The following is a 19911-nucleotide window of genomic DNA, read 5'->3' on the forward strand; positions in this document are numbered from 1 at the left end:
AACCTGTGTGCCGACATCCGCAGCACGGCGCCCTTTCTGCTATTGGGAGGCATCAGCTCCCAGCCGAAACTAACAGCGCATTTCGTGCCAATTTGTCAAAATCAAGCCGCGCCGCAGCGATTCTAACCTCGAAATTCGCTATAATATTAAGCAGAAACCGAAAGGAAAGTTGGCGGGCCGTCTCAAGAAACCCTCAGCGGGGCCGCGTCGGTCTAACCTGAGGAACCGCCTAAGCGGAATCGACGTATCTGCCAAAATGGTATTGGGCGAAAGAAAACGGAGGGAACGACACCCGTGAGAACTACGCTTGTATTGATGATGATAGGGCTTTGGGCGAGCGCGTCCATGGCTCAGCCGGGCGAGATTTATAGATTGCGGCCGGACGATCAGATGATCGTCTCGCTCTATGGCGAGCCGACTTTCGACCAAAGGCTGACGGTCGCTGAAGACGGGACGATCAACGTTCTGTTGGTCGGCGCGATCAACGTGCAGGGCATGACGGCCGACGAGGTGCGCCGCGAGATCGAACGACGGCTGAAGGAGATGAAGCTGTACACCGACCCCAAGGTCGTCATCAATCTTCAAACCTTTCGCCGCCCTAGAGTGTTCGTGTTGGGAATGGTCAATCGGCCCGGCGCGTTCGATTTTCGATACGGCGACAAGGTAATGGACGCTTTGTCTTTGGGCGGCAGCTACATCGCCGATCGGGCCGACCTGGAGAAGGCTCGCCTGGTGCGCCGAGACGGAAGCGAATTCCCTGTCGATTTGGTCAAACTTCTTGAAGAAGGCGATCTGGGATTGAACTACGAACTAGAAGATCAGGATGCCTTGGTCGTGCCCGAACAGGTCGATAACCGGGTGTTCGTCGGCGGACAGGTGCTTCGACCAGGCCAATATCCCTATCGGCGCCGCATGACCCTGCTGGACGCGCTCACCCATGCCGGTTGGAACACGGAGCGCGGTCGGCTCAGCTCCGTTTTCGTCGCTCGAAACAACGAGGACGGCACCGCCGAGAAAATCCCGGTCGATGTGATCAAACTGTTGAACAAGGCCGACATGGACCAGAACATTGCGCTGCAACCCGGCGACGTGGTCTATGTGCCCGAAACCAAGACCCCCGACGTGAGAAAGGTCTACGACGTCGTTTCGCTCTATTGGCTGGCTCGCAATGCGGGCATACTGAGGTCATTGTGGAAGCCATGACGAACGCTCGCCGAATCGCTTGTTGTAAGGAGGACTTCTTAGCATGACCATCTGGACTGCGCTGCGAGCGCTTCGAAAACGCCTGCTTTGGATTTTCCTGTTCACCCTCTTTGTTACGGGGGCCGTCGCTCTCTATTACGGCAGCCGACCGCAGAAGTGGGAGGGCTTTGTAACCGTAACCGAATATCGATCGGGCAACGTGGTGAGAAAGACGGAACTCTTCCCTCAACCCTACATGCTCAACATCGATACCATTACGCGGCTGCAAAACCTGGCCGAGGTCATGGGAAGCTACTCGACTCTATTGCTTACATGGCTAGAACTGAAGGACAGCGGCGAATGGCCCGTGGCCGAAACGATCAAGCAGCAGGCCTCTGATCCGTTTATGGTCGATGTGATGGGCGTCGAAGACCTGTTTAAGCGAATCAAGATTCGACCGGTGCCCAACACCGAATACATTCGAGCCACGATCGAGGTCGAAGACCCTGATCAAGACCGCGCGCGCGCCCAAGCTTTGAAGGCCGCCGAGGTACTTCTGTCTAAGTTCGAAGAGCAGTACAACAACTTGAACCGACCGATCGGCGAGGCCTCGCGCCAGTTTATCGAAGACCGCTTCGAGAAGGCTCAGCGAGATTACAACACGGCGCTGGCCGCCCTAGCCCGATATCAGGCCGAGCATCCACAAGTGATCGAGCCGAACGCCCAGGCGCAACAGATCATCGCCAACATCGCGCGCTACAAGACCCAATTCGACGATTCCAGCGTGCAGATGAACCAGTCCGCTCGAAAAATGGCCACGCTCAAGGCACAGCTTGAGCGCGAGGGCAGAGAGAACGGCAAGTACAAAGATTCCAGCACCGTGCTTCGACAGAACACGGTTTACGACCAGACGGTCATACAACTGTCCCTGGCCAAGAACGATCTGGAGAGACTGTTGGGAGAAGGCAAGGGCGAGAATCATCCTCAAGTGCGTTCGGCCCGCCAGAAAGTGGTGGACTTTGAACAACAGTTGAAAGAGATCCCCACTACCATAGTGGATGCTCGATCCAAGACGCTCAACGAGATCTATCAGAACCTTGAGCGGCAGTACCTCGATTCGATCGCCGAGTACGATGTGGCCGCCGCCCGCGTGCGAACGCTGGGGCCGCAGTTAGCGGCTCAGGAAAGCAAACTCGACAACCTTCCGCAAGAGCAGGCAGAATATCAGCGGCTATTGGTCAATCGCACGGCGGCAGAGCAGTTTATGATCACCATGAAGGCGAAGTTAGAGGAAGCCCGCGTGCGCGAGGTGGACGACACGCAATCGATCAAGATGATCGATACGCCTCGAGTCCAGCGCATTCCTAAGCAGCTTCCAATGAGAGTTGGACTGGCGCTGTTGCTGAGCCTCTTTATGTCGGTCGGTCTGGCGCTCATGCTGACGCAGGTCGATCAGGGCGTCTACACCTCGACGCAAGCGCAATCGTTGCTGGGCAAGCCCTGTATCGCCGCGCTGCCTCGAATGAAGCAGCAGCAGTTGATCGGACGCGACCGAAACGGCTCGGCTCTAACCGCCTCATACGAGATGCTGAGCACAAACCTGACCGGCATTACAGGCAAGATGGAGGGCAAAGCGATCGTCGTTACCGGCGCCGAGCCAAATGTCGGGCGAAGCACCGTTGCGCTCAACTTGGCCGCCACCTTGGCGCGAGACGGCGCGAGAGTCGTCATCATCGACGGCGACCTGAGGCAGCCCTCGCTCCACATGATGCTAAGGCTGGAGAATCGCATCGGACTGGGCGAGTATCTGGCTGGCAACTCCGATGTGGAAGACATTGTTCAACCGACGACCACCGAAGGGCTTGTTTTCGTATCGGCAGGGCTGACCGGCGAGAACCCGGTGCGCCTGCTTCGATCCGCGCGCCTGGCCGAACTGATCGAGAAACTTTCGAGCGTGGCCGACTTTATTGTGTTCGACTCGCCCGCCGGTTTGACGTTTGCCGATGCTGGCGTGCTGTCGATGACGGCTCGAAACGCGCTCGTCGTTCACTCCGCGGGCACGGCCGCGACCGACTCGCATCGAGAGTTTATCAAGCGTTTGGAGAACCTAGGCGTCAACATCGTCGGCATTGCGCTGAACAAAGTGCGGCCCGAGGACGACCCCGGGTTCATGCACTACCAGCGATCCTATCGGAATCTGGGCGCCTTGCGCAACGGCTACTCGGGTCCTGCTCGCCCGGCCATCAGCTCTGGCTATGTCGAGGACGACGAAGACGACGCCGGCGCAGAACAGACCGCGCCGAAAGAGTAAGATAGGGTGTACAATATTGGCGGAGGGCATACCCCTCCGCCAATGGATTTGAAATGAAAGGAAAGGAGCGACGTCCGTTGCGTCCGTTTGCCGGCTTCTTGCAGGTTTGGCACGGCCCGTGCAGACTCAGCTAACGAACATGGGAACCCCGATCCAAACGATTGACCGCCCTATGGCGCCCTTCCGCGAATCGCCGTACGCGCAGCACATTCCCGAGCGGCGCGTGCCTTACCGAACTGTCAAGCGGTTGCTCGATATCATCGTGTCTGCAGGCGCGCTGATCGTGCTGATGCCCGTTATGCTGGCGATTGCCGTGATGATCAAGATCGAATCGCCCGGCCCGATCATCTTCAAGCAGATTCGCATCGGTCGTCGCGGTCGCCCGTTCATCTTTTACAAGTTTCGCTCGATGCGCGTCAATGCCCAAGAGCTGAGGCAACTGATCGAGCATATGAACGAGCAGGCCGGTCCGATCTTCAAGATTCGCCGCGACCCCAGGGTGACCAAGGTCGGTCAATTCATTCGGAAGTTCAGCCTGGACGAACTGCCTCAGTTAATCAATGTGCTAAAGGGCGACATGAGCGTTGTAGGACCGCGGCCCATGACGCCGGTGGACTTGAACCAGTGCGATCCGCAGTATTATTGGCGACTGGCCGTGCCCCCGGGCTGTACAGGCCTCTGGCAAGTCAGCGGCAGGAGCAACTTGACCTTTGACGAATGGATGCGACTGGATATGTACTATGTAGACAACATGTCGCTCTGGATGGACGTCAAAATCCTGCTGATGACCGTTCCCGCCGTGCTTCGCGGCGAGGGCGCCTACTAGCCCGCCTGTGCGCGCGCTCATAACCGGCGGCGCTGGCTTTATAGGTTCTCACGTAGCGGCTTTCTTAGCATCCAAGGGTTGCCAAGTTACCGTGCTGGACAACCTTTCGACCGGCTCGCGAGAGAACGCAGCCGGTTTCGAACTGATCGAGGCGGACGTGCGAGACTCGAGCGTCCGGATGCTTTGCGAAGAGGCCGATGCAGTCGTGCACTTAGCCGCCTATACCTCTGCCCCAGGCTCGGTAGAACGACCTGCGGAGACCTATGAGACCAATCTTCGCGGCCTGTTCAATGTGATGGGCGCTCGACGATTAGTGTTCGCCTCTAGCGCGGCGGTCTATGGCAATTTGCCCGGTCTGCCCAAGGGCGAGGAGAGCCCGACCGATCCGACAACCCCCTATGCCGAGACCAAACTGATCGGAGAGCATCTGCTTCGCGATAGGGAGAACGCAGTCGCGCTTCGGTTCTTCAACGTCTATGGCGAGCGGCAACGGCCCGATTCGGACTATGCGGCCGTTATCCCTAAATGGATCGAGGCGGTTGCGACAGGTCGCCAGCCGATCGTCTACGGCGATGGACGGCAGACTCGCGACTTTATCTATGTCGGAGACGTTGCAAGAGCCGTCTGGCTGGCGCTCCAATCAGACGGTCTGGCAGGCGAGACTCTCAACATCGCTTCTGGGCGATCGATCAGCCTGCTGGAATTGCTAGAGAATATCGCCAAGCGCGCTGGCACTGCTCCAACGCCCCGGTTCGAGCCGGAGCGCCCGGGCGACGTGCGGTTCTCCTCTGCCGATGTCTCCAAGGCCGAGCGTTTGATCGGCTTTCGCGCGCAGACGGGTATAACGGAAGGCATTAGTCGCACAATCGATCACTTTAGGGGAGGGCTGCAATGAAGGTTGGGACAATCGGTTGGGTGGATTTGACGGTACCGAAGGCAGACGAACTGATCGACTTCTATCGTCAAGTGGTCGGATGGGAAGCGCAGGCCCATGCGATGGGCGACTACTCCGACTACGGTATGATCGCGCCGGAAGGGAAGGAGGCCGTTTCGGGCATTTGCCATGCGAAAGGTCCCAATGCTGCTCTACCTCCGTACTGGCTCATCTACATCATTGTTGCAGACGTGCACGATGTGGCCAAAAAGTGCGAAGCCGCGGGCGGGAAGATCATTCAAGGCCCGAGAAACAACGGCTCCTCTTGGATGTGCGTTATGCAAGACCCGGCAGGCGCCTACTTCGCTGTCTATCAAGAAGGCTAACTCGCCAGCGCGCCGGCGCAGCGACTGCAAACTTCGTCGAACGGCCCGTGCGCGCCGACATCCGGCAGAACGCGCCAGCATCGGGCGCACTTTGAGCCGTCGGCTAATTTGACGGCGACTTTTACACCCTCTGCAGGCGCGATAGAATCCTCCGTAATGCCAAGCATTACGGCCAAAGGCCCCTGGTCTCGAACTTCGTTCAGCGATACGAGCAAGACTTGCGACACGCCGAACAGCGCTGGCAGCGTGTCGCCTAGCGAATCCAAGATGCCGAATCGCTCGCTATCCACGGCCAGTGCCACGGCTGCCGACTGAGGATTGGGGATGGTCTTGTCGTTCTTGGCCTGCTCGACCTTCTGATTGACCAGGTCTCGAACCTCGCGAATCGCTTCCCATCGTGCCAAGAGCGCTTCATCCTGCCATTGCGCGTCTACCGTTGGGAAGTCGGACAAGTGCACCGAAACGGCTTTGTCTGGCAGCGGCAACCGTTGCCAGACCTCCTCGGCCGTATGCACCAATACCGGCGCAACAATTCGGCTCAAGGTGGACGCAAGAGCCATGAGTGCCGTCTGCGCCGACCTCCGTTGCAGGCTCTGAGCGCGTTCGGCATAGAGTCGGTCTTTGATGGCGTCCAGATAGAAGGCGCTCAGATCGACGTTGCAAAAGTTGCGAAGATCGTGATAGAACGGATGGTATTCGTATTCATTGTATTGATGCCGGGCCTGGGCCACAAATCGTTGCAGAGCGGCCATCGCCCACCGATCGATCTCCAGCATCTCGCTTTTGTCGACCGGCTGTTCGAAATCGGACAGGTTTGCTAGCATGAACCGAAGGGTGTTCCGTATCTGGCGATAGGCCTCGGCCACGCGGCTCAAAATCTCGTCTCCCAACCGCACGACGTCCGAGTACTCGGTCGAGGTAGCCCAAAGCCGCAGCACATCGGCGCCCATTTTCTCGCACACCTCGAGCGGATCGGCGACGTTGCCCTTGCTCTTGCTCATCTTCTTGCCATCGGAGTCGGTAACCCAGCCGTTGGTAACGACCGTGCCATAGGGCGGCGCCCCCTTCGTCGCCATGCTGACGATGAGGCTCGAGTTGAACCAACCGCGATGCTGGTCGGAACCCTCGATGTAAAGATCGGCGGGCCAGTGCAGGTCTGGATGGCGCTCGAGCACGGCCCGGTTGGAGCATCCCGAATCAAACCATACATCCAGCACGTCCGTCTCCTTTCGAAACGAGGCAGACCCGCACTCGCACTTCGCGCCGCCGGGCAATATCTCGCTCGCTTCGCGCTCGTACCAAGCGTCCGAACCTTCCGATTCGACCAGTTGGGCGATCGCCTCGACGCTGTCGGGCGTAACGTATGGCTCTTCGCATTCGGTGCAAAAGAAGGCCGGAATGCCGACGCCCCAGGATCGCTGGCGGCTCAAACACCAGTCGGGACGGGAGGCGACCATCGTACAGATGCGATTGATCGTCTCTTTTGGCACCCATCTCACTCGGTCGATCGCTTCTAGGCATCGCCGCCGCAGTCCGTCGTGATCGATCGCCATGAACCATTGAACGGTCGCGCGGAAGAGCAGGGGGGACTGGCAGCGCCAGCAGTGCGGGTAGTTGTGCGCATAGGTCGTATGGGCTAGAAGGGCGCCAGCCTGGCGCAAACGCTCGATGACGCGCTGATTGCCTTCGGGCGCAATGGGCAGTCCGGCAAACTCGCCCGCTTCTTCTGTAAAGCGGCCATTGCCATCGACCGGACACAAGATCGGCAATCCGTACTTTCGACCCGTGTAAAAGTCCTCGGCGCCATGCCCAGGCGCGGTGTGGACCACGCCCGTGCCCTCGTCGGCCAAGACATAGTCGGCCAGCACGACGGGAGAAGCGCGATCGAACAGGGGATGGCTAAACTCGACGCCCTCTAACTCATTGCCCTTGAACTGCGCGACTCGGGCCGCATCGCCCGCGCCGACCGCGTCCATGGCATCTTCGACCAAGCTGTCTACCAAAAGATAGCGCGCATCGCCTGCTCGCACAACGACATAATCCAGATTGGGATGCAGGGCCACCGCCAAGTTGGCCGGAATCGTCCAGGGCGTGGTCGTCCAGATCAGCGCATAGAGGTTCTCAAATCCCAACTTGCCTGTTGGGTCCGTGCGCAGTGGAAACCGAACGAAGATCGAATCGCTCTCTTTCTCGGCGTACTCGATCTCGGCCTCGGCCAGCGCGGTGGCACAGACCGGGCACCACATGACGGGCCTCAAATCGCGATAGATGTAGCCTTTTTGGTACAGTTCGCCAAAGACGCGCACCTCGGTCGCCTCATACCCGTATTCCATTGTGTAGTAGGACCGATCCCAATCGCCGATGACGCCAAGGCGCTGAAGCTGGCTCTTCTGGATCGCCATCTGCTCGTGGGCATAGGCTCGACAGGCGCGTCGAAGCTCCACGCGATCCGGCTTCTTGCCTTCTTCTAAGAATCGGGATGCCACGGCGTTCTCGATCGGCATTCCGTGATTGTCCCAGCCGTGCACATAGGGCGTGCGAAAGCCGGAAAGCGACTTGTGGCGAGCGATGACGTCCTTTAGCGTCTTGTTCAACGCATGCCCCATGTGAATGCTGGCATTGGAGTAAGGAGGGCCGTCATGGAGGATGAACGTCGGCGCCTCTCGGTCTACAAGGCGGCGATAAAGGCCGATCTCGTCCCAAAACTTCTGCCATTCAGGCTCCTGCTGGGGCAGGTTGGCCTTCATGGGTATGGAAAACTCTGCGTTCGGCAGGTTTAAGGTGTCTCGATAGTTCATAGCGCAGAGGGAGATTGTACCTAATCCCTCTGCGCCAAGTTTGGGGTTAGCAGCCGCGGCCGAAATTGGTCAGCAACACCGCCAGATCGGTGTCGTCCACCACGCCGTCGTCGTTCAGGTCTTCGGGCAGGTCGCCGGTGAACCCAAACATCGACAAGAGGCGAGCCAGATCGACATCGTCCACGCATCCGTTTTGATCGATGTCGCCCGGCAAGAACGGCGCAAACGTGGTTGCCAATCCGCCCAGCGACGCAGTCGGGATATTGCCCGTCAGCGTCCAACTGTCCGTATTCGCGTTGTAGGCGAACCGATTGATGCCTTGGCCAAAGTGGCTGCCGACGAACATTTCCATGCCGTCCGGGCTGAATGCAACGTCGATGGCGCCGGGCGACGCTGGACCGCCCGTACCCAATATCTGGAATCTGAGCACGGGTTGGAACGAGCCGCCGCCGGGCGGCGACAAGGTGGCGATTAACTGGAATGCCTCGTCGGCATAGGACGCGGCGCTAAACACGATGTACAGCGCGGCTATAAGGGGTTTCATCTAATTTCTCCTTTCCTGCAGGCCTGGAAAAGAGTATAACGCAAGAACCAAGGAGATTGTCAAGCAAAATCGCCGGAAAGAGAAAAATCCCGAGGGTATGGAGACCCTCGGGATTGGATGTCGACTACGGTGTGCCGATTCGCACGACGCCACCAACGTTTCTCAGCGTCATCGGTCGCCACAACGTAAACCGCTCGTTGTAGTTGCCGACCTGGATGTTGACGGTACCGCCCGCAGGCACGCAATAGTAGCCTTCCCGCACGGTATTGAACGGGTTGGCATTGGTGCCTCGTTCGGAACTGCCGTCGTTGCCAGCGTCTCCAGCCACGGCCCGATTGACGTAGGTCGGGTTGGCCATGTTGAAGATATAGTACTGGATCTCTGCAAACGCAACGTCCAGTCGTCCATACCATCCGTCTGGCGCGCACGGTCCGGCCGTTCCGTCGCCGTTCGTGTCGCTTGCACACGAGGCCGTACCGACTACTTGGCCGTTATCGTTGCGGAAGATCGGCGAGCCGGAAGAGCCCGGATCGATCCGTCCCGTGGCCCACGAGAAGTAGTGGGAACTGCCGCCGAGACAACTGCTGTTGCCCACCTTGGATCCGTCGTGATACCGCTTAGCCTCCAGCCCAGGATGACTAACGCCCCAGACGGCGGTGCCGTTAGAGACCGTGCCGCTAGTCCATCCGGCGTAGCTATTGGTGCCGGCGGGATCATAGAGCCCCAACAGCGTCCATTCGGAACTCAAGTCTGTCTTGAGCAAGAGAGACCCGTCGTTCCGAGGAAGCGTGTTGAAGTTCGGGTTCGCGCCGTTGCACGATGTCGCCTGCCAGAAGAACACGACCGCGATGCCGTTGGCATTCGCCTGAGTGTTGATGCAGTGCCGGGCGGTCATCAGAATCGGCGCAAAGTCAGATCCCGTTCGGTTCAGCATGGCGCCCGTACAGCCGGTGGTGTTGAACAGCACGGCGATCGATCTCGCCTCGATGGTGTCTCGACGAGTGGCGAAGCACATCAGGTCGAGATGGCAAGCGCCCTGTGTATCGGCGTGGTCCTCGACCAAGTGAGAGAACGGGTAGTAGCAGTAGAACACGTCGGTGATCCGCAGATCGCGAATCATCTGAGGCGGCATATCGGCCGGCACCCAGAACTCCAAGCCGATCGTGTCGCCAAAGATAACGGTCGACCACCACTTCCCATCGTCGTCTACAGGTCGGTTAGCGTACGGTCCCCAGGCAACGCCAGAGGCAGGATCGTACACGCGCAGTTGGGCATGGTCGGGGCTGGTCATCACGACGCGCAGTCCGGTCGCGTTTTTAGAACTCAGCTCCACGCGCTTAACCCAGCCTTTGTCGTTAGGAAGCTCGATCCAGGGCGCCATCTCCAGTATGCCAGCCTGTGCCTCGCGGAGATAGCCGATATCGAGCGATAGGTTGCCTTCTTCTGATGCGACCGCGCCGTTCCACTTGGCCGGCTTGACGGTCTCTTCCAACTCGTACCGAAAAGCGGGCACAAAAGGAGCGATCTGGTCGCACAGGTCGGGCTTTGGCACACCGGCCTGGTAGCCGTCGGGCCGTTGAGCGCCGAAGGTTTCGGGCACGCTGCCAACGCTTAGTTGGGCCTGGGTCGCGGCGCACAGCGCCGCCAGCCCAATGCCGCACAAGATGCGGGTTCTCATCGTCTTCTCCTTTTACTGCAGGTTGACCAGCACGAGCACGAGGCCCTTCTTGCCCTTCTCCAGTCCGGTCATGGCCTTGCCCAAAACGGCGCCGTGAGCCTTTGAATGGTCGGCGACGGCCATCGCATGGCCAGGCGTGTTCGAGGTGGTCAAGAGGTCGGTGGGGTTGATCGCTCGCTCGGTGGCGTCGCAATAGACCCAAACTCGACCGCTCAGCGCCACAGCGGCGCCGGTCTCGCTCTCGGGCAGGTTGCCCAGCACGATGCCGGTCTCAAAGTTATTGGCCCCGGCCACGACGCCTGCAACGGCCTTGCAATAGGCGCCAACGGCCAAGGTCAGTTTGCCAGGATTGTTCGGGTCGATGGCAGCCACCATGCCCGGCACAAGCCCGTCGTGCGATACGGCGAACTTCTCGGCCAAGTCGGCGCCCGCGATCTCTAAGACGTTGACGCGCGCCGTGCCGTTGACGGCCAACTTATGACCGGTCGGCGCCATGCCTATGCCGACGTTTCCGGTCGTGCAGTCCATCTTAAAGCTCCAGCCGGCGCCTTGGTTGCCCCAGAGGCCGACGAGATTCGTCGTCTCAAGGCCGACAAAGGCCCTGTCCGACGCAGTGCTTGGGCTGTACAGCCACATTCCAGCCGAGCCGCCCGTATCGTTGGTGCCGCGCACTCGGAAGCGACCGCCGATGTCCAGCGAGTAAGCGGGGTTTTCGACCTGAATGCCCACGCCGCCGGTGATGCTCATGATGGCGACGCCCGCTCGCAGCCAGTGCCAGCTGTCGTTGGAGTCGCGGTACTGGAGCCCCCAATCTTGGAAGCCAGGCGAATGCGCGATCACCATGCGGTTGGCGTTGGACACGCCAGAGGCGAACATGTTGATCATGGCCGAGTTGGCTCCTGCGGTCGGTGCGAAAGTGATCGAACCGTTAACGTTGTTCAGGTTGATGTCGCCATCATCGTCGCTGATCTCTGTCTGAGCAGTTCCCGTGGCACTCCCTATGCCGACTTTGCCGATAAAGAAGCCGCCCCAACCGTCTGGGCTGTTGGCGCGAGTCAGCAACGCATAGTTGGTGCCGGTGACCGAGTTGTTCGCTGCCAAAAGACCGACGCCGGCAGGGCTATCCGAATAGAAGACGCCGCCCCAAGCCGAACCGCTGCCCGCAGTATTAGTGATCCAGAAGGCCGGTACGCCGGCCGCCGCGATCGACTTATTGACTGTTAGAGTAAAGTCGTCGTTGGCGGGGGCCCAGTTGGCGCCGTCCCACTTGATCACTTGGCCGGCCGAAGGCGCCGTGTTCAGCATCGGTCGATTCTGTAGTCGAACGACGTTCGGGTTGGGATAGGTGCCGCCCAAGTCGCCGCCAGCCGCGCCCGAAGGCGGGAAGGAGCCGGGAGCGCCCGTAATCTTGCCCCAAGCCACGTCGTTGATCTTGGCATCGGTAACAGCCAGGTTGTTGATCTTGACGGTTGTTACCGAGTTGGTCGCCAGGTCGTTCACAGTAACGTTGCCGTCCGCAATCTTCGCGCTTGTTACAGCGTTGTTCGCAATGGTCGGGTTCGGATAGGTGCCGGTCAGGTCGCCGCCGGCAGGCCCGGACGGCGGGAATGTGGTAGGCGCGCCCGTAACGCCGGTCCAAGGCACGGATCGCGCCCAGGCGGCATGAGGAGCGTAATTGATCTTGACCCGCGGCGAGAGAGTCGTGCCGTTGACCACAATCTCTAGCCAGCGATCGGCGCCGGTAAAATGCACCGCGTCGAATGCCAGTTCTTGGCTAAATAGTCCGTTTGCCACGTTCACGACTATCGTGCCGGCGGGTGGAATGCTCTGAAGCACGCCGCCCGGGCCCGCGTTGCTGCATAGTCGGAACACCATGTTGAAAGCGCCGCTGGCCGGCAAACCGCCCTGCCGGAGCTGCCCTTGATACATCATTGGCGCGGTCTGAGCAGTGGCCAATCCTGCGGTTAGAACCGTCGCTAGAATCCCTGCGATTACTCTACGCATGTAAATGCGCCTCCTTTTGGTTAAGGTCAAGACGACAACCCTATATTCGTTCCACAATCCCCGGATTCCTGCCTATAGCAATAATTGTAGCCCGAAATGCGGTTCAAAACGGCTGCCGCTCGCGAAAACGTTGGAAAGTTTGGCGAAGTCAGCCCTGCTTTTCGACTTCGCCCTCGCGGAGATGAACCTTTACAATCGCATCGGCCAATCCAACGACCGTGCGGGTTTCGCCCGCCTTCAATTCGTCGATCATAGCCTCGACTTGATCGATTCCGACCTTGCGGTAGTAGACGTCGCCTACTTGAACCACCGGCGCGTCGCCGCAGTTGTTCAGACATTCGGCCTCGGTCAGTGTGAACAGACCGTCTTCCGTCGTCTCTCCCAGTCGAATGCCCAGCGTCTCTTCAAACTTTTTCAGCAGAGGATAGGCGCCGCAAACCATGCACGTAAGGTTTGTGCAGACCTCGATCATGAACTGGCCGACCGGCGCCTTGTTGTACATCGTGTAGAACGTAGCGACGCCTTCCACCTCGGCAAACGACCGGCTCAATCGATGCGCGACCTCTGCAATAGCCTCCGGCGTCAGATGCCCGCCATACTCTCGCTGAGCGATCCAAAGTCCCGGCAATATAGCGGCCTTGCGTTCGGGATAGCGAGACGCGATGGCTTCTAACTCTCTAACGGCTTGATCGGAAAACTTAAGGTCGATCTCGTCGATCAGTGGCGGCGCGGGGCGTTGAGTGATGCGAACAAGTGCCATGGCGTCTATCTTACCCAATCACTTGGCCAGCAGCGGGCTTCCGTCCGGTTTGAGCGCTCGCGCCGAAACCGACCATTGTCCGCCGCCGTTCAAAACCTTCAGGATCATCACGTTCTTGCCTTTGACCACGTTTGTGCGGACGGCGTCGGCATCCGCAGTGTTGCCGCGATCGCCCACGAACTTGTGGATCAGCGCTCCATTGAGCCAAACGAACAGATCGTCGTCCGAGCCGAAACGGAAGACGGCCTCTTGCACACCGTCGCTCTCGAACTCGGTGATCAGGTAGGCGCCGACATTGTCCTGACGAGCGACGTGGCGCTCCAAATCGACCAGGCCGGTCGGATCGTCAAGGGCGATCGGTTTCCAACTCGCAGAGCCGGGATTCTTGATGTCGATCGCATCCTCGTTCCTCAGCATCGCGCGATCGGGGAACGGTCCGGCGGCGCGCCAACTGACCAAGTAACCCTGCCTGGCTGCCATCGCGGTTACATCCACCTTCTCGCCCAGCATCGTCAACTCTGCAGCGATCTGGCGAATCGCGCTCGGCGCAGCGGCGACGCTCAGGGCCGACCTTAGCAAGAGGGCAGCTTCTGGCTTTTTGCCCTGGTTGGCCAAACTCTGCGAGACCGGGATTGCGGCGCGTTGTGCGGCGGATTTGACGACCTCGTTCTCCGATGCCAGTCCCTTTGAGACGGCCGTTGCCCCCTCGGGCGCCGATAGCCGCCCCAACCCGTCGATGGCCGCTGCCGCTACGTTCGCATCGGGCGAAGACGCCAATGAAACTAACGCCGGAACCGAGGCCTCCCGCTCGCAAAGCGGCGTTGACAGCATTGAAACCAGCTCAGTCTTGGCTTCCTGTGGCGCGGCTTCGATTAACTTTGCAATACGAGCGCCCAATCTTGTCTGGCCCGATTCGGCCAACCATGTTCTGGCAGTCTGCCGCACGATTTTGTCCGCATCGATGAGCCATTCGCAAGCCTTGTCCAGCCCGTTCGGCGGATCGCTCCGTAGCCAGTTAAGCAGCGCCGCTGGCCGATAGTAGCTCGGCTGATCTAGAAACGGCGCCAAGAGTTCTCGGGCTTCGCGCTTTTTGCCCGCGCTCAAGTGTTGATCCGCCTTGGTTACGGCCGCCTCGACACTTTTCGGCTTGTCTTCGAAATGCCCGCCAAAACTCTCCCCAATGAGTCGTAGGGAGAGCGGAGTGGACGTATTGATCGACTTCCAAGCAGCGGCGGCTTCTTTGTCGCCGCGCCTGATCATGGCTGCCAATATGGAGCCTGCAAATTCGCCCTTGGGCATCGTCTCAAAGAGCGACAACAACTCCTTTCCGACTGCCGGATCGGAACTGAGCGTCAAGGCCGTCAAGGCGGCTTCTCGCAAACCAGGATCCCGGACGCTGACAGCCAAAACCGATGTCGATCGGGGGCTGGCGCACGGGCCCAACAACCCTATCAGGTAGCGTTGATCCTGGGCCGTAGCGGCATTCGGCAACGCTGCTAGCAGAGCCTCCTCAGCCTCTGCTCGATTGCCCTTGCCGATCGAACGATAGAGCAGCGCCTCGGCGGCCTGGCGATAAGGCAGCTTCTTGTCCTTCAGGTACGTCAAAGTCAAGTCGGTCAGGTTCTTCGCTGGGCCGTCGGCCAATCGCGAGACGGCAGCTTTTTGGACGGCGCCGTCCTCGGAGTTCAGCGCCGCATGATCGGCCGGCGACAACTGTGCGAACGACCAGCCCAACAATCCAAGCGCCAAGCATATCGTTCTCATCTGGCTACCCCTTCAGGATCCACGGCGCGCGGTAAGGCCGGGTTATCATTCGATTGGCCTCGGCGTCGCCCGGAAACTCCTCTTTTATCGGATCCCACTTTAACGCTCGACCTAGCCGCAGCGCGATATTGCCCAAATGCGCGCACGAAACCGAACGATGGCCAATTTCAGCCCGGCAGATCGGTTGTCGGCGGCTGCGAATGCAGTTGAGCCAATCCGCATGATGCCCTGGGCTCAGATAAAGATGCTCCTTCAAATCCTCTCGCTTGATCTTCAGCAGCTCTGGATCGCTCGCGTTGATGTAGCCGCGACCCACGTGAATCCAGCCGTCCGAGCCTTCGAATCGCACGCCCCGCTCTGGGTTGCCGGCAATCATCTTGATGCCGTTGGCGTACTCATAGTGCGCCTCGTAGTTTACATAGGTCTCGTAGCTGCCCTTGGTCGGAAGCTCGCCCTTGATCGGTTCTACTTTGACCGGCCCGCTCGTGTCGACTCCCAATCCCCACTGCGCAATGTCAAAGTGATGCGCGCCCCAATCGGTCATCTGGCCGCCCGAATAGTCCCAAAACCACCGAAAGTTCCACAAAAACCGGTCTTTATTGAATTGCACGTAGGGCGCCGGACCTAAGTACATGTTCCAATCCAATGAAAAAGGTGGCTGTTCGTCGGGCGATCCTCCGCCTTCCGGGCCGTTCGGCAAGTTGACGCGCACTGTATGTATCTTGCCGATCTTGCCGTTGCGCACCAATTCGCACGCCTGCCGAAAGTTGCCTTCCGACCGTTGCTGGCTGCCGACCTGAAACACCCGCCCGAATCGCCTGACCGTGCTCACCAGCGCTTTGCCCTCGCCGATCGACAGCGTGAGGGGCTTTTCGCAATAGATGTCTTTGCCCGCCTCGCACGCTGCAATGCAGATTAGCGTGTGCCAATGATCCGGTGTAGAAATGACGACCGCATCGATCTTAGGATCGTCCATCAATGCGCGAAAGTCGGTATATCCCCTGCAATCCGTCGTGCCGTATCGGTCGTCCGCCGCCTTCTTCGCTTTGTCGCGATTGACGCCGTAAACATCGCACACCGCAACCACCTGAACCTCCGAATTGCCCAGAAACCCGTTCAGATGCCCCGATCCCATGCTCCCGACTCCCACGAATCCGAGCTGAATGCGCTCGTTGGCAGATGATCGGCGACCCGCTAACGCAACGGCGGCAGCAGCGCCCTTCAGAAATCCTCTTCGCGTGATCATGATGCCAAACAACTTCGCCCTTTGGGGCAGTCTCCCTGCAGGGATCGAATGGAGCGCGTCGAACCCCATGCTCAATCGGAGGTCATCTTCTCAATGCGTCTACACTTCTCAGCCTTGATCTTCTTGCTCGTTTCAATCGCTGTTTCGCAAAGCCCGATCAAGTTCGCCCGGTTTCCCGCGCCGTCGCCTGACGGTTCTCAGATTGCCTTTTCGTGGCAAGGCGATATCTGGATCGCGCCGATGACCGGGGGAGAGGCCAAACGCCTCACCGTTAACACGGCTTACGATTATGCTCCCGCATGGTCGCACGACGGCAAAATGATCGCCTTTAGCAGCAATCGCATGGGTAATGACGACGTATTCGTGCTGACCCTGGCTTCGGGCGAGCTCAGACAGCTTACTTACTATTCGGGTCGTGATCGCGTCATGAGTTGGACTTCCGACAATTCCGCCGTGCTCTTTACCTCCGAGCGAGACTGGGAGCCGTTCGGCTACACGCTCAGCCTCTACGCCGCGCCGCTCTCGGGCGGTACCCCCTATCGGGTGCACAGCGCGCCCAGCGACTATCACATGCTGTCTCCCGATGGCACAAAGGTCGCTTTCAACCGACGCGGATCGCCTTGGTGGCGCAAGCATTATCGCGGTAGCGCGGCGAGCGATCTCTATGTCGCGGATCTGAAAACGCAGATGCACCGAAAACTGACCGACTTTGACGGACAGGACGGCTTTCCTATGTGGACGCCGGACGGCCAAACGCTCTACTACCTGTCGGAACGGGACGGCACGTACAACATTTGGCGAGTGAGCGCAAACGGCGGCAGCTCGACCCAAGTTACCCGCTTCAAGGATGACGGCCCGCGCAATCCGCGGCTCTCGACCAACGGCTCGACGATGGTGTTCGAACAGGGCCTTGATCTTTGGGCGCTCAGCTTGCCGAGCGGCCAGCCTCGAAAGATCGACGTGAAAGCGTACGGCGATGTGCGCCAGGCCCAAATGGTGCACCGAACAATGACCAGCGGCGCCAATCAGTTCGCCATTGCTCCGAACGGAAAGGAGGTCGCGTTCATAGTGCGCGGCGAACTGTTCGCAACGCGCTTCCCGGCTGGCGGGACGACGAAACGCCTGACCGACACGGTGCGCGAGGAAACGGGCCTCGCTTGGAGTTCCGACAGCAAGACGATCTACTTCTCTTCCAACCGCGACGGTAACTTCGACCTCTATTCGCTAACCTCCGATAGCGAGGCCGAAGCAAGGCTTCGACGGACCGAGGCCTACCGGTTGGACCGATTGACCAGCGGCCCGGGTCACAAATGGGACCCTGTGCTTTCTCCCGATGGCAAGAGCCTGGCCTATGTGGTCGATCGAACGCGCCTGATGGTGATGGACCTGGAGACCAAGAACAGTCGGCTTGTGATCGAAGGCGCCTCGATCGACAATGTGCAATGGTCGCCCGATGGCAACTGGTTCGTCTACACGAACGACGACAACGAGTACAACACCGATGTCTATATCGTAGCCTCGGCTGGAGGCAAACCGTACAACATCAGCCAGCATCCCGACTTCGACGGCTCGCCTCACTGGAGCGCAGACGGCAGGGTCATCACCTTCGTAAGCCGACGATCTGGAGAGCAAACCAACGTGTTCATGGTTTACACGAGTAAACTCGACCATGAGAGAACGCGCGCCGACCGCGAAGAGGAAGAGGACGATAAGTTCGACGCGCCCAAGAAGCCGGACCCGCCCAAAGAGGGCGAGAAGAAACCCATTCGAGTCGACCTGGACGGCATCGAACGCCGAGTGCGCCAGGTAACTAGAATGCAGGGCTCGCAAACCTCTCCGATCGCATCGCCAGATGGCAAGAAGATCGCTTTCCGCTCGTCTCACCAAGGCGAGGACGACATCTATGTTATCGATCTCGAAGCGACGGGGCCGGAGCGGCGCGTTACGACCGGCGGCAACGCCCCATCGCAGATGGAGTGGAGCGCGGACGGCAACAACATCTACTTCATCAGCCGAGGTCGAATCTCGCGGGTAGCGGCCGGCGGCGGAACCGTTCAGGCCACTAACTTCTCGGCCGAAATGTCCACCGACCGTCAAGCCGAGAACCTCTACATCTTTGAGGCTGCTTGGGGCGTATTGGATCGGATGTTCTACGATCCAAAGTTTCACGGCTGCGACTGGGCAGCCATGAAGACCAAGTACCGCGACTACATTCTGGCCGCCGAGACGGACGACGACTATACGGCGGCTGTATACCTGATGTTGGGCGAACTGAACTCCTCTCACGTTAGCTTTCGAAAAGGCGGCGGAGGCGGACCGGGCACCGACCCAGAAGAGGTTAGCACGAGCGGAAGCTCCGGCACGATCGGCGTCGTATGGTCTAACGACCGATCCGGCGAGGGACTGCTCATCGAACGCGTGCTGCCCGACATGCCCGCGTCTCGCGAGGATGCGAACCTGAAGCCAGGCGACCGCGTGCTGAGCGTGAACGAAATCTCTGTTGACGGCAATACAAACGTGTGGAAACTGTTCGACCGAACGGTCGGCAAACGGACGCGGCTGGTTATTCGAACAGCAGCAGGCGACGAACGAACCGTCTATCTGCGCCCGGTCGCCATGACTGCGCAGCGCCAAGCGCACTATCAGGCCTGGATCGACCGCAATCGCCAGATGGTGGAACGCCTCAGCAACGGTCAACTCGGCTACCTTCACATCCGCGGCATGAATCAAGGCAGCCTGTTAGAAATGGAGCGCGAGCTTTACTCCGCCGGATATGGCAAGAAGGGATTGCTGATCGACGTTCGATACAACGGGGGCGGCAGCACGGCCGACATGGTGATGGCGATGCTGGCCGTTCGACGACACGCCTACACGGTTTCTCGAACTCGCGGCCCGGGCTACCCCCAAGATCGACTTCCACTGGCCGCCTGGACTAAGCCCGCAGGCGTGCTGTGCAACGAGCGAAGCTTCAGCAACGCCGAGGTTTTCTCCTGGGCGTTCAAGACGCTAAAGCGCGGGCCGGTCTTCGGCTGGCAGACCTTTGGCGGCGTTATCAGCACCTCTCAAACTTCGTTGATGGACGGAAGCTCCGTCGGCACGCCTTTGCGCGGATGGCACGTGGTGAACAGCCACATTAACCTGGAGAACAACGGCTGTCCGCCCGACTTTCCGGTCGAGGAGATGCCCTACGACATCGCTAACGGCCTGGACCGGCAGTTAGAAAAGGCCGTCGCCGAGATGTTGAAAGAAGTCGCCAAAGCCCCGCCCGAGTTCCCAGACCAAAAGCCCTGAGAGCGATTGGTCTCTATCCGACTCTGAACGGGAATTTTTCGAAATGTAGCACAAATTTGAGTTCGAATCCTATCCCTCCGCACCCGCAGGTGTGGAGGGTCCATACTGGAACTCTGTTCGGAACGCTTTCTGGAACGCCACCCTTCTGGGTGGCCCCTCTCCGCGTCCTTTGCGCTCTAACGCCAGCCCGGAGTCCCTCGACCTATAAGGATACAAGGGATAGGATCGCGGCGAGAGCCGGGATGCG

The 19911-nt window shown here is 59.3% G+C and carries 13 protein-coding genes; 6 read left to right on the plus strand and 7 right to left on the minus strand.

Annotated features, from left to right (window positions below):
* The first annotated feature begins 294 nt into the window (after positions 1-294).
* From HUU60_11380 to HUU60_11400, 5 genes are all read left to right on the plus strand, one after another.
* Complete coding sequence (locus HUU60_11380; protein ID NUL83307.1) at positions 295-1203, plus strand: SLBB domain-containing protein; 909 nt, start codon at positions 295-297, stop codon at positions 1201-1203.
* 43 nt (positions 1204-1246) lie between these two features.
* On the plus strand, positions 1247-3493 hold the full coding sequence (locus HUU60_11385; GenBank protein NUL83308.1) for a polysaccharide biosynthesis tyrosine autokinase: 2247 nt from the start codon (positions 1247-1249) through the stop codon (positions 3491-3493).
* A gap of 172 nt (positions 3494-3665) precedes the next feature.
* Positions 3666-4319 carry an exopolysaccharide biosynthesis polyprenyl glycosylphosphotransferase gene (locus tag HUU60_11390; protein NUL83309.1) on the plus strand — a complete coding sequence of 218 codons (654 nt, stop codon included), beginning with the start codon at positions 3666-3668 and terminating at the stop codon, positions 4317-4319.
* Positions 4320-4326: 7 nt separating this feature from the next.
* Positions 4327-5214, plus strand: a complete 888-nt coding sequence (locus HUU60_11395) for an NAD-dependent epimerase/dehydratase family protein (GenBank protein NUL83310.1) — start codon at positions 4327-4329, stop codon at positions 5212-5214.
* On the plus strand, positions 5211-5579 hold the full coding sequence (locus HUU60_11400; GenBank protein ID NUL83311.1) for a VOC family protein: 369 nt from the start codon (positions 5211-5213) through the stop codon (positions 5577-5579). The genes HUU60_11395 and HUU60_11400 overlap by 4 nt, the downstream gene beginning before the upstream one ends.
* Here the strand turns inward: HUU60_11400 and ileS are convergent.
* From ileS to HUU60_11435, 7 genes are all read right to left on the minus strand, one after another.
* Entirely contained in the window at positions 5576-8377 is a 2802-nt protein-coding gene (gene ileS, locus HUU60_11405) for an isoleucine--tRNA ligase (protein ID NUL83312.1), read from the minus strand. The genes HUU60_11400 and ileS overlap by 4 nt on opposite strands.
* Before the next feature lie 46 nt (positions 8378-8423).
* The gene (locus HUU60_11410) at positions 8424-8921 is read right to left on the minus strand and encodes a hypothetical protein (protein ID NUL83313.1); all 498 of its coding nucleotides are present in this window, start codon (positions 8919-8921) and stop codon (positions 8424-8426) included.
* A gap of 124 nt (positions 8922-9045) precedes the next feature.
* Entirely contained in the window at positions 9046-10599 is a 1554-nt protein-coding gene (locus HUU60_11415) for a trypsin-like peptidase domain-containing protein (GenBank protein ID NUL83314.1), read from the minus strand.
* Between the two features lie 12 nt (positions 10600-10611).
* On the minus strand, positions 10612-12603 hold the full coding sequence (locus HUU60_11420) for a hypothetical protein (protein ID NUL83315.1): 1992 nt from the start codon (positions 12601-12603) through the stop codon (positions 10612-10614).
* 148 nt (positions 12604-12751) lie between these two features.
* Positions 12752-13363, minus strand: a complete 612-nt coding sequence (locus tag HUU60_11425) for an NAD(P)H-dependent oxidoreductase subunit E (GenBank protein NUL83316.1) — start codon at positions 13361-13363, stop codon at positions 12752-12754.
* 18 nt (positions 13364-13381) lie between these two features.
* Positions 13382-15127: a HEAT repeat domain-containing protein gene (locus HUU60_11430; GenBank protein ID NUL83317.1), complete on the minus strand. Its 1746-nt coding sequence runs from the start codon at positions 15125-15127 to the stop codon at positions 13382-13384.
* A 4-nt stretch (positions 15128-15131) separates the two neighbouring features.
* Entirely contained in the window at positions 15132-16373 is a 1242-nt protein-coding gene (locus HUU60_11435) for a Gfo/Idh/MocA family oxidoreductase (protein NUL83318.1), read from the minus strand.
* A 93-nt stretch (positions 16374-16466) separates the two neighbouring features.
* On the opposite strand from HUU60_11435, the gene HUU60_11440 reads away from it, so the two are divergent.
* A complete protein-coding gene (locus tag HUU60_11440) occupies positions 16467-19664 on the plus strand; it encodes a PD40 domain-containing protein (protein ID NUL83319.1) in 3198 nt (1065 codons plus the stop codon).
* Positions 19665-19911: the final 247 nt, after the last annotated feature.

This window comes from Armatimonadota bacterium, from assembly GCA_013359125.1.
GTDB lineage: Bacteria > Armatimonadota > Fimbriimonadia > Fimbriimonadales > GBS-DC > JABWCR01.